Origin of the sequence: Rhodococcus sp. NPDC057529 (genome assembly GCF_042802055.1) — a bacterium.
Taxonomy (GTDB): Bacteria; Actinomycetota; Actinomycetes; order Mycobacteriales; family Mycobacteriaceae; genus Rhodococcus_F.
In genome coordinates this window covers 189,518-204,219 of sequence record NZ_JBHVEY010000010.1, presented here as the reverse complement: position 1 = coordinate 204,219, position 14,702 = coordinate 189,518, and the positions used below count along the sequence as shown (strand labels likewise).

12 protein-coding genes are annotated in these 14,702 nt (G+C 68.3%); 3 read left to right on the top strand and 9 right to left on the bottom strand.

All coding sequences use genetic code 11. From position 1 onward, the window contains the following. Nucleotides 1-16 precede the first annotated feature (16 nt). The 5 genes from glmM to ddaH all read right to left on the bottom strand — a co-directional run bounded on the left by glmM (nt 17) and on the right by ddaH (nt 4,776). Complete coding sequence (gene glmM, locus ACFU5V_RS21410) at nt 17-1,354, bottom strand: phosphoglucosamine mutase (protein WP_378433833.1); 1,338 nt, start codon at nt 1,352-1,354, stop codon at nt 17-19. 138 nt (nt 1,355-1,492) lie between these two features. Further along, entirely contained in the window at nt 1,493-2,029 is a 537-nt protein-coding gene (gene rpsI / locus ACFU5V_RS21405; protein ID WP_043825651.1) for a 30S ribosomal protein S9, read from the bottom strand. Continuing rightward, the gene (rplM, locus tag ACFU5V_RS21400) at nt 2,026-2,469 is read right to left on the bottom strand and encodes a 50S ribosomal protein L13 (RefSeq protein WP_005239728.1); all 444 of its coding nucleotides are present in this window, start codon (nt 2,467-2,469) and stop codon (nt 2,026-2,028) included. The genes rpsI and rplM overlap by 4 nt, the downstream gene beginning before the upstream one ends. A 168-nt stretch (nt 2,470-2,637) precedes the next feature. Then, nucleotides 2,638-3,864 carry an ornithine--oxo-acid transaminase gene (gene rocD / locus ACFU5V_RS21395; protein ID WP_378435591.1) on the bottom strand — a complete coding sequence of 409 codons (1,227 nt, stop codon included), beginning with the start codon at nt 3,862-3,864 and terminating at the stop codon, nt 2,638-2,640. A 6-nt stretch (nt 3,865-3,870) separates the two neighbouring features. Next, nucleotides 3,871-4,776 carry a dimethylargininase gene (gene ddaH, locus ACFU5V_RS21390; protein ID WP_378435589.1) on the bottom strand — a complete coding sequence of 302 codons (906 nt, stop codon included), beginning with the start codon at nt 4,774-4,776 and terminating at the stop codon, nt 3,871-3,873. Nucleotides 4,777-4,857: 81 nt separating this feature from the next. Between ddaH and ACFU5V_RS21385 the strand changes: the two genes are divergently transcribed. After that, the gene (locus ACFU5V_RS21385; RefSeq protein ID WP_378435587.1) at nt 4,858-5,310 is read left to right on the top strand and encodes an Lrp/AsnC family transcriptional regulator; all 453 of its coding nucleotides are present in this window, start codon (nt 4,858-4,860) and stop codon (nt 5,308-5,310) included. Between the two features lie 80 nt (nt 5,311-5,390). Here ACFU5V_RS21385 and ACFU5V_RS21380 read toward each other — a convergent pair whose 3' ends face one another. The 4 genes from ACFU5V_RS21380 to eccCa all read right to left on the bottom strand — a co-directional run bounded on the left by ACFU5V_RS21380 (nt 5,391) and on the right by eccCa (nt 11,549). Further along, nucleotides 5,391-5,672 (bottom strand): WXG100 family type VII secretion target, encoded by a 282-nt coding sequence (locus ACFU5V_RS21380; protein WP_124394581.1) that lies wholly within the window; start codon nt 5,670-5,672, stop codon nt 5,391-5,393. Between the two features lie 43 nt (nt 5,673-5,715). Further along, a complete protein-coding gene (locus ACFU5V_RS21375) occupies nt 5,716-6,033 on the bottom strand; it encodes a WXG100 family type VII secretion target (RefSeq protein WP_378435584.1) in 318 nt (105 codons plus the stop codon). Nucleotides 6,034-6,165: 132 nt separating this feature from the next. After that, complete coding sequence (locus ACFU5V_RS21370) at nt 6,166-7,566, bottom strand: type VII secretion-associated protein (protein ID WP_378701703.1); 1,401 nt, start codon at nt 7,564-7,566, stop codon at nt 6,166-6,168. Beyond that, entirely contained in the window at nt 7,548-11,549 is a 4,002-nt protein-coding gene (eccCa, locus tag ACFU5V_RS21365) for a type VII secretion protein EccCa (protein WP_378435580.1), read from the bottom strand. Before eccCa ends, ACFU5V_RS21370 begins: the two co-directional genes overlap by 19 nt. Nucleotides 11,550-11,833: 284 nt before the next feature. Between eccCa and eccD the strand changes: the two genes are divergently transcribed. Next, the gene (eccD, locus tag ACFU5V_RS21360; protein ID WP_378435578.1) at nt 11,834-13,306 is read left to right on the top strand and encodes a type VII secretion integral membrane protein EccD; all 1,473 of its coding nucleotides are present in this window, start codon (nt 11,834-11,836) and stop codon (nt 13,304-13,306) included. Continuing rightward, complete coding sequence (gene mycP / locus ACFU5V_RS21355) at nt 13,303-14,694, top strand: type VII secretion-associated serine protease mycosin (protein WP_378701701.1); 1,392 nt, start codon at nt 13,303-13,305, stop codon at nt 14,692-14,694. Before eccD ends, mycP begins: the two co-directional genes overlap by 4 nt. The last annotated feature ends 8 nt before the right edge of the window (nt 14,695-14,702 follow it).

The window sequence follows — 14,702 nt, the reverse complement described above, 5'->3', positions numbered from 1 at the left end:
GGTGCGCTGTGTCCGTTCACACGGAGGCGACGGTACCCGCCAGCTCGTCGGCGAGTTTACGAGCAACTTCCAGATCGGAAGCCTCGACCATCACCCGCACGACTTGCTCGGTGCCGGACGGCCGCAGGAGCACCCGGCCGTTCTCGCCCAGGCTGCGCTCCGCGGCCAGCACCGCGTCGAGGACGGCCGGCGACGCGGCGACGGCCCGCTTGTCGGCGACCTTGACGTTGATCAGGACCTGCGGGAGCGTCGTCATCGCCGACGCCAGTTCCGCGATCGGCTGCCCGGTTTCCGCCATCCGGCCCATCAGCCGCAGCCCCGTCAGCACTCCGTCGCCGGTGGTGCCGAAGGCGGGGAACACGACGTGCCCGGACTGTTCGCCGCCCAGGCTGAAGCCGCCGGATCGGAGTCCCTCGAGGACATACCGATCCCCGACCGCCGTGGTGACCAGCGAGATTCCGGCCTCACGCATGGCGATGTGCAGGCCGAGATTGCTCATGACGGTCGCGACGAGGGTGTCGTCCGCCAGTTCGCCCGCATCGCGCATCGCGAGGGCGAGCACGGTCATGATGGCGTCACCGTCGACGAGGGAACCGCCTGCGTCGACGGCGAGACATCGATCGGCATCCCCGTCGTGTGCGAGCCCCAGGTCGGCGCCGTGCCGGACGACGGCCTTCTGCAGGTCCTCGAGGTGCGTCGATCCGCAGTTCTCGTTGATGTTGAGCCCGTCGGGTTCGGCGTTGATCGCGATGACAGTGGCGCCGGCGGCCCGGTAGGCGGCGGGGGCGACGTCCGAGGCCGCGCCGTGCGCGCAGTCGACCACCACGGTCAGTCCGTCGAGGCTGTTCGGGAGCGCGGTCGTCAGATGCTGCAGGTACCGGTCCGCGGCGTCGGGCACCGTGCGGACTCGTCCGATCCCGGCCCCGGTCGGCGCCCGCCGTGTCGCGGTGCCGGTGGCGACGGCCTCGATCCGGTCTTCCACCTCGTCGTCGAGTTTGTGTCCGCCTGCCGCGAAGATCTTGATGCCGTTGTCTGGCATCGGATTGTGCGAGGCGGAGATCATGACACCGAGTGCCGCGTCCAGTTCCGCGGTCAGGAACGCCACCGCGGGCGTCGGCAGCACCCCGACGTTCAGGACGTCGACACCGGCGGACGTCAGGCCCGCGACGACCGCCGCCTCGAGCATTTCGCCGCTGGCTCTCGGGTCACGGCCGACCACGGCCGTCTTGCGTCCGCCCGAACCCGGCGACGCCAGCACCGTTGCGGCGGCGGAGGCCACCTGCAACGCCAACTCGGCGGTCAGCTCGGTATTCGCGAGACCGCGAACCCCATCCGTCCCGAACAATCGACCCATAGACCAGACCCCTCGCACCTAGGAAAACCCAATACATCTCGGATAAAGCACGAGAGCAGGCGTCCGGTAACGATGGACGCCTGCTCTCGGGAAGAACAGGTGCCGAAGCCGACCCCGAAGGGCGGCTTCGGCGACACATCAGCGCTTCGAGTACTGAGATGCCTTGCGGGCCTTCTTCAGGCCGTACTTCTTGCGCTCGACGGCGCGGGCGTCACGCGTGAGGAAGCCGGCGCTCTTGAGAGCCGGGCGGTCCTCGGGGGTGACCTCGATGAGCGCGCGGGCGATGGCGAGACGCAGTGCGCCGGCCTGTCCGGACGGTCCGCCACCGTGCAGCAGCGCCACGATGTCGAAGGACTCGGCACGCTCGACGGTGACCAGCGGAGCCTTGATCAGCTGCTGGTGCACCTTGTTCGGGAAGTAGTCCTCGATGGTGCGGCCGTTGAGCTTGAAGTCGCCCGAACCGGGGGTCAGACGGACGCGGACAACCGCTTCCTTACGACGACCGACGGTCTGGATGGGGCGATCGATCACGATCGGGGCCTGCGGCGCAGCAGCGGCCTCGATGTCCTCGGCGACCTCGGGCTCCTCGACGGACACGTACTCGTCCGCCGCGACCTCGACAACCTCGGTGATCTCTTCGGGGTTGGACACGTTCTGCTCCTCCGGCGCCGTCACTGGGCCACCTGCTTGATCTCGAATGGCACCGGCTGCTGCGCGGCGTGGGGGTGGTTCGGGCCCGCGTAGACCTTCAGCTTGCTGCTGATGGCGCGACCCAGCTTGTTCTTGGGGAGCATGCCGACGATGGCCTTCTCCACGAGGCGGTCGGGGTTCTTGTCGAGAACCTCACCGACGGAGCGGGACTTCAGACCACCGGGGTGTCCGGAGTGGTGGTAGAGGAACTTGCCCTCGCGCTTGTTGCCGCTGATCGCGACCTTCTCGGCGTTGATGATGACGACGAAGTCGCCGCCGTCAACGTGCGGTGCAAAGGTGGGCTTGTGCTTGCCGCGCAGCAAGTTGGCTGCCTGGACGGCAAGGCGGCCGAGCACCACGTCAGTGGCGTCGATGACGTGCCACGTGCGGGTCACATCTCCGGCCTTCGGGGTGTACGTAGACACAGAACTTCCTCGTCTTGTTCAATCCGCTGCTGGCCATTGCGTATCGTCGAGCGATTCCCGGCGGCCAGTTGAGACCCGAGAACCGCCAGCCACTGCGACACGGAGACACAGCGGCGCACGGCACGCCAACGGAGAACAATACCGGTCAGGGCGTACCGGGGTCAAAACTCACTCGGCGAGCGCATCGGCGAGCTGTTCGACCGCCCACGTCAGTTCGTCGCGCTCGATCACCAGCGGCGGGGCGATGCGGATCGTGCCCTCGTGCGCGTCCTTCGCGAGAACCCGGCGCGCCAGGAGTCGCTCACAGATCGTCCGGGCGGCCGGCATGCCGTCGGCCAGCTGCACACCGGCCCACAGACCGCGCCCGCGCACCTCCGACACGTGTTCCGGAGGCAGTTGCGACAGCATGCCGTGCAGGTAGCCGCCGAGTTCACGGCTTCGCTCCTGATATTCGCCGGTCTCGAGCAGGTCCACCACCGCACTGCCTACCGCGCAGGCGAGCGGGTTGCCCCCGAACGTGCTGCCGTGCTGCCCGGGGCCGATCACCGCCATCACCGGCCAGTCGGCGACGACGGCGGAGACCGGCATCAGGCCGCCGCCGAGCGCCTTGCCCAGCACGTACACGTCGGGGGTCACGTTCTCGTGGTCGCACGCGAACGTGTCGCCGGTCCGCCCGAGCCCGCTCTGGATCTCGTCGGCGATCATCAGGATTCCGCGCCGGGTGCAGATGTCCCGGACCGCCGCGAGATAGCCCGGGGGCGGCACCAGGACTCCGGCCTCGCCCTGGATCGGTTCGAGGAGCACGGCCACCGTGTTCTCGGTGATCGCGTCCTCGAGCGCGTCCGCGTTCCCGTATTCGACGGACGCGAACCCCGCCGGGTACGGGCCGAACCCGGTGTACGCGTCCGGATCGGACGAGAACCCGACGATCGAGATGGTGCGGCCGTGGAAGTTCCCGGCGCACGTGATCACGTCGGCGCGCCCCGCCGGCACACCCTTGACGTCGTACCCCCACTTACGGGCAAGTTTCAGCGCGGTCTCGACGGCCTCGGCGCCCGTGTTCATCGGCAGCACCGCGTCCTTCCGGCACAGCCGGCTCAGGTCCGCGCAGAAGGTAGCGAAACGGTCGTGCTGGAAGGCGCGGCTGGTCAGCGTGAGCCGGCCGAGTTGTTCGCGCGCCACCCGGACGAGCGCGGGGTGTGCGTGGCCGAAGTTGAGCGCCGAGTATCCGGCGAGCACGTCCAGGTAGTCGACGCCGTCGATTCCCTTCACCCACGCGCCGGCACCCGATTCGATCACGACGGGCAGCGGCGAGTAGTTGTGGGCGCTGTGCTCCTCGGCCCTGCTCAGCTGCTCACGCGTGGCATCCGACACGGAAACGACACCATCCGACATTGCTGGTCACCCCTGACTTTCGTCCCGGATCCCGCGGAAGCCGCGGAGCTCCAAAGTGCTGCACTTGATTCCGCCACCGGACTTGAGGAATTCGGAATAGTCGACCGGAACGGGTTCGTACCCGCGGTCCGACAACTCGTCGGCGAGGTGCGAAGCCTGCACGGGCAACACCACATTGGCGCCGTCGCTGACCAGGTTGAGTCCGAGCCAGTCGGTGTCCGTCTCGGCGGCGATCACCGCATCGGGGAACATCCGCTCGAGCACTGCGCGACTGTCCGGCGAGAACGCGGCGGGCAGGTACGCGATGGTGCTGTCGTCGAGTACACCCAGCGCGGTGTTGAGGTGGTAGTAGCGGGGATTCACCAGGTTCAGCGTGATCACCGGACGACCGAGGTGTGCCGACGCCTCGGCGTGCGACCGTGGGTCGGACCGGAATCCCGTTCCGGCCAGGATCACGTCGCCGACGACGAGGAAGTCGCCCTCCCCCTCGTTGACGTACCGCGGCAGGGTGGGCCTGATCAGCCCGTTGTCCCGAAACCACCGGAACACGTGTTCGGCCTCGGCGCGGCGCTCCGCGGTCCGGTATCTCGCGCCGAGAGCGACGCCGTCGACGACGAGTCCGCTGTCGGTGACGAACACCATGTCCGGGAGCCCCTCCACGGGGTCGACCGTCAGTACCTCGTGGCCGAGCCGCCGGTAGGTGTCCGCGAGTGCGGACCACTGCGACATCGCACGATCCCGGTCCACGGGCTCGCCGGGGCGCATCCAGTCGTTGATGGCGTAGACGACGTCGAAATACGTGGGCGGGCACATGAGGTACGTCCGCGGGTGGGCGTGGCGGACGGCGCCGCCCGGCGCGACCGCCGGCTCTTCGTACGGGTTCTCGGACTCGATACCAGCGGTGGGCGCCATCTCCACTCCCCCTCGATCGGTGTCGGTGACATCAGTATCCACCCACCAAAAGGCCTGATCAATGCGCTAGCGTTCCATCACATGGATGATTCGTTGCGTCTGGACGGGCTCGATCGGCGGATCGTTGCGCGACTGGAGCGCAATGCACGGTCCAGCTTCGCCACCATCGGCGCCGAGGTCGGACTGTCCGCCCCCGCCGTGAAGCGCCGGGTCGATCGACTGGTCGAGTCCGGAGTGATCACCGGATTCCATGCCGCACTCGATCCCCGCGCCCTCGGCCCGGGCGTCGAGGTGTTCGTCGAGTTGTACTGCAGCGGTCGCACGTCAGCCGTCGAGATCGCGCGGATCGTGTCCCGCCACACCGAAGTTCAGGAGGCGTACACCGTCACCGGCGACGCCAATGCCCTCCTCCGCGTCCGGACCACCGACACCGCACACCTCGAACGAACGCTGGAGAACCTGCGGTCGGAGCCTGCCGTCCTCCAGACCAAGAGCAGCGTCGTCCTCAGCCGCCTGATACCGACCGGCGACTGACGCCGTCGTCGCCTACCGCGCAGACCGCAGCGCCCCAGCAACCGTGGATTGCTGGGGCACCCCGGTGTGTCACGCGAAGATCAGAGCCAGGCCGTGGCGTTCCGGTCTTCCGCGGTCTGCATGTCGATGGCGCCGTCCTGGACGACCTTCGAGATCGTCTGCAGGACCTGGAGCAGATCCTCGTGAGAGCTGTCCCACTTGGCCTGCACCGCCTGGTAGTTGTCCCGCGCACCGCTCTCCCACTGCGCCACGAGGCCGTTGACGTAGCCCTTGAGCTCGTCGTGCGTCTCGCGCAGCTTCGCTTCGTTCGACTTGATGTCGGCCGCCAGCGCCTGCAACTCGGCAAATCCGTACTTCAACATTCGGTGCTCCCCTCGAGCTTCGTGACTGTTCTCGGTGCCGGCGCTAGATGTCGAGCGATCCCGAGGCTCCGGCCGAATGGATCGCATCCTGGTTGGCCTGCTCGGCGGCGTCGTAACCCTTGCCGTTCTCGCGGATCTTCACCGCGATCTCGTCCAGCGACTCCTGCATACGGCGCGAGGCATCTCCGTACCGTGCCATCAGGTTCATGAACGCCGCCTGCGCGCCACCCTGCCACGCCGAAGACGACTCCTCGCAACGGCCCTTGAGGCTGTTGATCGTGCCCTGCAGCTGGCTGTTCACCGTCTGCACGTGATTGGCCGCGACCTCCATCTGGCCGACATCGGTAACAACTCCCGCCATGTGTGACTCCTTCTGCTCTCGGTGCGGCGGCCCCCACTGGACTGCCCGAATTCACCCCTACACAAGATTGGACGCGTCATCCGCCCAATCGGTTCCACCTCTGTGGAAGATTTTCCGGCGAAGACGACGGGGTCACCGGACGATCACCAGCGACCGCACGACGTCTTCGCACACGCGCTCGATCGACTCCCACTCCTCGGCCAGGAATTGGCAGCCGACGCTCACCTGGAGATCGCGCTCGACAAGGACGTGCCATCGCACCGCGGAGCTCTCGTCGGGGAATTCGCTGTACGCGATGCCCGGTCGACCCCCGAACACGACATCGCGCTCGAGTGCGCCGAACAGTTCGGGCCGGCCACGCTGCGCGATCTTCGACGCGAGCGTCGCCGCCACCTCGTCGTATCCGGAACCTTCTCGAACCGCATTCTGCGTGATGATGATTCGCCTGTCGGCCCCACCTGCCGGCACCAGTTCCAGGCGGGGCACGGAGGAGTTCGACGCGGCGGGCGCCCGCTCCCTCCATCCGCTCGGCAGCGTCACGCGAATGCTGCCCACCTCGAGACCCGCGTCGGTGGTGGTGGTGGGCGCCGCGGACCGTGTAAGCGTCGTGGCCGGGTCCGCCGGTGCCGCGCTCGCATCGAGTGCGTGGACCGTGCCGGCGCCGGCGCCGGGGTCGCGAACTGTGAAGACGAGAACGGCGCCGAAGACCACTGCCAGCACCGCGGCCACCGCGAGGACCGTGGGCCGCACGTTGCGCCGGCCCCCGCGATCCGATCCCTGCAGTGCCGGCTCGAGCCAGTTGGCCTGCGGCACAGCCATCGTCGTCGGCGCCTCGTCGGTGTCGACCACGCCGGCGGCGAGTGCCCGGGCAATCTCTTCTCCGGTGACGATCCGGACCGTGTTCGCGGACGCGACCGCGATCACGGCGTCCCGCATCGCTGCGCGCTCCTGTGATTCTCCGGCCCCCGTCAGGAGGATTCCATCGACAACGCGATCACCGCGGGCCCGCGCGCCGAGTTCCACGATCGCCGCAGCCCACTGGTCGATTCCTTCGTCGGCGCAGAGCGACGGATCGTGCTCGCAGGCGACGACCCGGTATCCGCCGACCTCACCGACCACGTAACTGGCCGTGGCGCCCGTCGTCCGGCCTTCGAGCACCAGCCATCGGCCCCCGGGTGAAGCCGTACCCTCGGCCGCCGCGACGGCGACCGGAACCAGCACCGTGTCTGCGGCAATCCGTGAACCCGCGGCGGCGAGCACATTCCGCCGCGCGGAACCCCACTCCGTCGGGTGGGACAGTACCGCCGTCGCGATCGGCGACGCCTCCCCCACACCGCCGATCACAGACCGGAACACCGCGGTGAGTGCGTCGGACACCGCGAGAAGACCACCGTCGACGTCGACGTACTCGTCGTCGACGACGCAGAGCGGTGTCGTCTCGTGTACTGCCCTCGTCGCGCCCTGGACGCAGGACCACATGCCGGATTCAGTGAGGTGAATCGCGACCGCCGGCATCACAGCGGGGGCATCCACGCGAGTTGGATCAGGCCGGTACCCGCGCGGTTGACGAGCGTTCCGCGCCCGGGAGGCATCGCACTCGGACGGACGGTGCCGATGAGGTTGCCCTCCTCCCGGTTGCCGCTCATCACGAGGCCCGTGGATTGCAGATCGCGCAGACGGGCGATGACCGGCTCGTACATCGCCCGCGCCGCACCGCCGGAGCGTCGCGCGATGATCAGGTGGAATCCGATGTCGCGGGCGTGTGGCAGGAATTCGAGGATCGCGGCGACGGGGTTGCCGCTCGAGGTCACGACGAGGTCGTAGTCGTCGATGACGACGAAGATCTCGGGCCCCGACCACCAGGATCGGTCGCGCTGCTGCTGGCGGCTGAAACCGGGACCGGGCATGCGCTCCTTCAGCAGGAACGCGAGATCCCTCATGTTCGTCCCCAGCACGTCCTCGGACGGTGCGTAGGAGGCGAGGTGCGCCGTTTCGACGACACCGAGCATCGTGCGCCGGTAGTCGCCGAGAATGATCTTCGCCTGCTTGCTCGTGTTCGACGCCATGATGCCCTCGCAGATGTTCCGCAGGAGCGTCGTCTTACCGCATTCGGTGTCGCCGAACACCAGGAAGTGTGGCTGCTCGGCGAAGTTCAGGAACATCGGGGCCAACTCGGCCTCGTCCAGGCCGATCGGAATCTGCAGACATGCCTGCGCGGGATCGAGGTAGGCCGGCCACCCCCCGGCCGCGTGGAGCAGGTCTTCGCGGGCGATCTGCGCTGGCAGCATTCGCACCGCCGGAGCGGGCCTGCCGTGGGTCGCGGCGGCGACAGCGGACACCGCGTGCGCCACGCCGGTTGCCAGGTCGGTCGGATCCGAACTTCCGTCGAACCTCGGCAACCCGACCAGCAGATGCAGGCTGTCGCGGGTCATGCCGCGTCCGGGCCTGCCTTCGGGAACGAGTGCGGCGGTCTTGCGACCGAGGTCCGAGTCCGAGGGATCACCGAGACGCAGCTCGATGCGCGTGCCGAGCTGATCCTTGAGCGCGGGCCGGACCTCGCCCCACCGTGACGCCGTGAGAACCACGTGCACGCCGTACGACAACCCCTGGGACGCGAGGTTGGTGATCTGCTGTTCGAGAGCCTCGAAATCCTGACGGATGCTGCCGAACCCGTCGATCACCAGGAAGACGTCACCGAACGGGTCCTGCGCGATCCCTGCAGCGGCGCCGCCGGTACCGGGGTCGGAGGAACGCAGTCGCCGGAACTCCGCCATCGACTCGACCCCGAGTTCGCGGAACCGCTCCTCGCGTTGCCGCACGATCGTGTTCATCTCGGCGATGGTGCGCCGCACCCGGTCCACGTCGAGGCGGTTGGCGACCGAACCGACGTGCGGCAGTCCCGACAGTCCGGCGAGCGTGCCGCCACCGAAGTCGAGGCAGTAGAACTGCACCTGCTCCGCCGAATGGGTGGCGGCCAGCGACGTGACGAGCGTGCGGATCGCGGTGGACTTGCCCGACTGCGGTCCACCCACCACGGCCATGTTGCCGGTGGACCCGGACAGATCCACGACGAGTGGGTCGCGCCGCTGGTCGTAGGGCCTGTCGATGATCCCGATCGGTGCACGCAGCGAGCTCAGTGCGGGAACCGGTTCGGTGAGAACCGACCTCGGCAGCATCTGGTCGAGGGTGGGCGCGGCGTCGAGGGGCCGCAGCCACACCTCGTGGGCGCGAGGTCCGCGGTCCTTGATCCGTTCGACCACGACGTCGATGGTGGTGCGGGTGTCCGCGGCCTCCTCGGTCAGGTGGAGTGACTGTGGTTCGTCGTGGATCTCGACGACGTCGACTGCAACGGGTGCTGCCGTGAAGATCTTGGGCCGCAGATCGACCGCCGCCTCACCCGGCCGCCGCGCGTTGTCGACGCGTCCGCCCTCGTAGATGCCGGACACGTACGAGGCCTGGAAGCGGACGATCTCCGCGGAATCGCACTTGAGGTATCCGGCGCCCGGGGTCGCGGGCAGGTGGTAGGCGTCCGGCACACCGAGCACGGTGCGCGATTCGTTCGCCGAGAACGTCTTGAGGCCGATCCGGTACGACAGGTGGCTGTCGAGGCCTCGCAGTTTGCCTTCCTCGAGTCGCTGACTCGCCAGGAGCAGGTGAATGTGCAACGAGCGACCGAGCCTGCCGATGGCGACGAAGAGGTCCGCGAACTCGGGCTGCTGACTGAGCAGTTCGGAGAATTCGTCGACGACGATGAACAGTGCGGGCAGCGGGTCGAGGTCGGCGCCGGCCTGGCGGGCCTTCTCGTATTCGGTGACGTTGGCGAAGTTCCCGGAGGAGCGCAGCAGTTCCTGGCGTCGGTTCATCTCACCGGCGAGTGCGTCACGCATCCGGTCGACCATCGCGAGTTCCTCGGCGAGGTTGGTGATCACCGCGGCGACGTGTGGCGCTTCCTCGAGGCCGAGGAATGTGGCGCCGCCCTTGAAGTCGACGAGGACGAGGTTCAGCGCGTCGGGGGAATGCGTCGAGATCAGGCCGAGCACCAACGTCCGCAGGAACTCCGACTTACCGGAACCGGTGGCTCCGATGCACAGTCCGTGGGGCCCCATCCCGTTCTCGGCCGATTCCTTGAGGTCGATCTCGACCGGGTGACCGTCCACTCCGACGCCGATCGGGACCCGCAGCCGGTCGCGGCCCTGGCGGGGCAGCCACGCGTGATCCGGGTTGAGACGGCCGACGTCGCCGATCCCCAGCATCTGGCTCCACGTCTGCACCGGCTGATCGTCGTCGCCGGCGTCCACCGCCGTCTGCGACGCGGTCCGGTACGGCGCGAGCCGCCGGGCCAGTGTTTCCGCCTGGTGAGCGCTGACGAGGTCCGCGGTCGCGAACATCTCCACTCCGGCTCCGCTGCGGGCGCCGAGTGACCCGTCCTGTGCGACGAGTTGGAGGCCACGTGTGGCCGTCAGTCGCGAGCAGAAGCCGCTGATGTCGAGAACGGAGACCGAGTCGACGCCGCCGTCGGTGATCATCCCCGATTCGCCCTCGAGGATCCCGCCGTCGACGACGATGACGAACTGCGGAACACCGGGCGTGGCGGGCGCGTTGCGCGAAAACCGGTTCCGCATCGACAGCTGCGGACCGAGCGCAGATTCGAGCTCGAGGATCGAGCCGTAGATCATGCGGGACGAACCGACACCGTCGGACGAGTCCGGATGCTGCGCGTGCGGCAGCCACTTCGCCCAGTCCCACTCGTGCTCCGTGTCGGGACCGCACACGACGGCGACCAGGAGATTGTCCGGGCCGTGGAATGCGCACAACTGCATGAGCATCGACCGCACCAGGGACCGTGCGGTACCGCGGTCGCCCTCCACGGAGATGGCCGCGAAGCCGCGCAGCGACACCGCGGTGGGCAGATCCTGGACGACGGAGTGCGCGCGGACGAAGCGGCGAAGCGACACCGCTGCAACCGGTTCCAGATCCTCGACAGGTCCGGTCTCCGGCGCGATCAGGCGGGTGGCGAGGCGCTGGCTTCCCCGTCCGACGCGCACGTGGCAGTAGTCGGGGTCGGTGGTGCGGCGTTCCCACATGCGCGCCGTCCCTGCGAGGGTCCAGAGCAGACCGGGTTCGGGGTGACTCCAGTCGAGCGCTTTTCGCTGCTGCTCACCGGTCTCGTTGACGTCGCGCCGCAGCTGATCGAGGTAGCGCAGGTAGTCCTTGCGGTCCTCGTTGGCTTCCGCCGCTTTCGGGCCGCCACGACCGCCGCCTGCCAGCATGCCGAGCATCGACACCATCATCATGACGGGAAAGAGCATCGACATAGGGTTGCGGGCCATGCCCGAAGAGAACATCAGGGCCATCATCCCGACCATGGCGACGACCATGACCACGGGAAGGAGCTTGGTCAGAAGGTTTCCGGGAACCAGACGTGGAATCTCGGGCGGAGCCTGCAGACTCACTTCGCCGCCCGGAATGCGTGGTACTTCCCGTCGTGCTTTGCGCACGAACCGAATAGTGCTCACTACTCGCCCCCCATGACTACAACCGCCCCGAAAAATCCGTGCAGCCGATCCGATCCCGAAACTCCGGGTCCGCCCCCCTGGGCTCGATCCGCGAAGTCAGACACTAACCCATGAAGGACGACCGGGCATATAGGAGGTCCGCGCCCTGATGGACACTGGATGCGCCGCCCGCACTGTCGTAAGGTCACCGTGATCAAATCGGACGACGATCCGTGACCGGTCGTCGATCGGTGTCGTAACGGCGCAGATGGGGTTGTGCGTCGGAAGAGTTGGGGGAAATCGCAGTGTCCGTCACCCATGACGAATCGCGGGGATCCGCGTCGTCCACCCGTCCCGGTGCCGCGGCCGATCTGTGCCGCATCACCGTCCTGTCGACGCATTCGCAGGTCGATATGGCCGTTCCGTTCGGTGTGCCGCTCGCCATTCTCGTTCCGGGGATCGTCGACACCATCCGCACCCATCGCGGCACCAACGATTTCGACGACTCCCTCGAACAGTACGAACCGAGCGAGTGGGTTCTCGCCAAGATCGGGCACTCGCCGCTGTCGACCACGTTGACGTTGCACGAGCACGGAATCCGCGACGGCGATCTCCTCGTTCTCCAGAGTGTCCACACCAGCGCACCTCCGCCGCTGTTCGACGACATCATGTACAACGTGGCGATCGCCGACGCCGAGGGCGACCGCGAGTGGACCCGTGGTTCCGCGCGGGTGGCGGGTTCCGTCGCCGCCGTGCTCGGCAGCGTGGTCGGTTCGTTCGCACTGTTGTGGTCCGGGGCGGGGACGGAGGGATTCCTGGGGGCGGGTTGTGCCGTCGCGACGGCCCTGCTGTTCCTGATCGCCGGCGCGGTCACCGGCCGCGTCTACGGCGACGCGCCCAGTTCCGTGATCCTCAGTGGGTGCGCCGTTCCCCTCTCGTTCGCCGCGGGGATGCTGTTCGTGCCCGGCGATCTCGGCGCTGCGCACCTGCTCCTCGGGCTCGCGCTGGCCGGCACCACCGCCGTTCTGGCGTTGCGGCTGGGCGGTGTCGGACTGCGACTGTTCACGGCGCTGTCGGTGACCTCCCTGTTCGGATCGGTCGCTGCCCTGGTGGCCACACTGTTCGGCAACCCGACCGCCGCTGTCGGCGCGGGCGTCGTGGCGGCGGCGCTGATCGGACTCGCCTTCTCCGCCCGGGTGTCGATACTGCTGGCGAAGCTTCCGCTGCCCCCGGTCCCGGCGCCGGGCACGTCCGTCGATCCGTCCGAGGACGACCCGGACGACGAGGTGACGATGCCCTCGTTCGACTCCCTCGCACAGCGAGCGGCACGTGCCCGCAAGTACCTCACGGGCCTGGTCGGCGCGATGACGGCACTCGCCGTGACCGGCGCACTCGTCGCGGCGCACCCGGGCGTGCACGACGGAATCTACTGGCCCGGGCTCTCTCTCGCCGTCGCCACCGCCACCGTCCTGATGTTCCGGGGACGCACGTACAGCAGCGCCGAGCAGGCCGTTCCGCTGATCGCGGGCGGGGTGACGATCCTGGTTCTGCTGCTCACCGCCGCGGCTGTCGCGGTACCCGACTTCGCGATCGCATCGTTCGCCGTCGCGATCCTGTTCGCCGTCGGCGGGCTGGTCCTGGGGATCCTCGCACCCCGCCGGACGTTCTCGCCCGTGATGCGGCGGGTGGCCGAGCTCGTCGATCTGGCGGTGATCGCGTCGATCGTCCCGCTGGTGTGCTGGGTGACCGGTCTCTACGCTCTGATGCGTGGGCTGTGAGGCGCCCACTCACCCGCGCCGTGCTGGCCACCGCGATCGTGGCGGTCACCGCCGCCGTCGGCCAGGGCGGCGCCTCGGCCGTGGTGCCAGCTCCCGTGGACGTCGGGCTTGTTCCACCGGCGGACCGCCAGAAGGCCGAGCTGCGCCGCAATTGCAAAGATGCTGTGCGCGTGCCGGACGGCCCCGACGTCCCGGTGGCACAGCGCGATCTCGACTTCCAGTCGGTCTGGCCGATCACGAGGGGCGCAGGTCAGATCGTCGCGGTGATCGACACCGGCGTCTCGCGGCACCCCCGACTCCCCGGACTCATGGACGGCGGCGACCTCGTGGGGACCGAGACCGGGACGGTCGACTGCGACGCGCACGGCACACTCGTCGCCGGGTTGATCGGTGCCTCGCAGGTACCCGGATCCGGTTTCTCCGGTGGCGCACCGGATTCGCGGATCCTGTCGATCCGGCAGTCGAGCAATGCGTACAGCCCCGTCGGCCAGGCCGACGAGGTCGACAACGCGGGCAACTCGGTCGGCGGATACGGAAACGTTGTGACGATGGCAACGGCGATCCGGCGTGCGGCCGACCAGGGTGCGACCGTCATCAACATCTCCGAGGTGGCGTGCAAGACCGCTGCGGAGGGGATCGGCAGCGGCGACCCGTACGTGGGGGCCGCCGTGAAATACGCCGTCACGGTGCGGAACGCCGTGGTGGTCGCGGCGGCAGGCAACTTCGGCTCCGGAGACTGCAAGATTCAGAATCCACCGGCCGACCCCCTTCGGCCCGGCGCCGATCTGTCGGACTCCGTGAGCACGATTGCCAGTCCCGCGTGGTACGACGACTATGTGCTCACCGTCGGCTCCGTCGACGCGAACGGGTCGGCGAGCGACTTCAGCCTGGCCGGTCCGTGGGTCGACGTCGCAGCGCCGGGAACCGGTTTGACGTCACTGCACCCGACCACCGGTGACCTGACGAATACGGTATACGGCCCCGAGGGCAACGCGGAGCCGGTGCAGGGAACGAGTTTCGCCGCCCCGTACGTCTCGGCGACAGTCGCCCTGGTCCGGTCGCGGTTCCCGCAACTGTCCGCACAACAGGTCGTGGCCCGTATCGAGGCCACGGCCCATGCCCCGGCAGAGGGGTGGAATCCGTCGGTCGGGCACGGGATCATCGACCCGCTGGCGGCAGTCACCGCCGACGTGCCGCTCGAGGATGCGACCGTCGATCAGTCGAGTTCCGTCGCGGTCGAGGCGCTTCCGGCCGCTGCTCCCCCGGACCATCGGCCACGCGATGTCGCTGTGGCGGCCACCGGAACGCTGGGTGCGCTGCTCGTGCTCGGCGTCCTGGCGTCGTTCCCGCTCCGCCGCCGGTTCCGCTCGTCGGCCGACCGGCACTGATCCGATCT

Bases quoted from the DNA above. Each gene is read 5' to 3' on its own strand.
- glmM (WP_378433833.1), bottom strand. From the start codon at position 1,354: ATGGGTCGATTGTTCGGGACGGATGGGGTTCGCGGTCTCGCGAATACC.
- rocD (WP_378435591.1), bottom strand. From the start codon at position 3,864: ATGTCGGATGGTGTCGTTTCCGTGTCGGATGCCACGCGTGAGCAGCTG.
- ddaH (WP_378435589.1), bottom strand. From the start codon at position 4,776: ATGGCGCCCACCGCTGGTATCGAGTCCGAGAACCCGTACGAAGAGCCG.
- ACFU5V_RS21385 (WP_378435587.1), top strand. From the start codon at position 4,858: ATGGATGATTCGTTGCGTCTGGACGGGCTCGATCGGCGGATCGTTGCG.
- ACFU5V_RS21380 (WP_124394581.1), bottom strand. From the start codon at position 5,672: ATGTTGAAGTACGGATTTGCCGAGTTGCAGGCGCTGGCGGCCGACATC.
- ACFU5V_RS21375 (WP_378435584.1), bottom strand. From the start codon at position 6,033: ATGGCGGGAGTTGTTACCGATGTCGGCCAGATGGAGGTCGCGGCCAAT.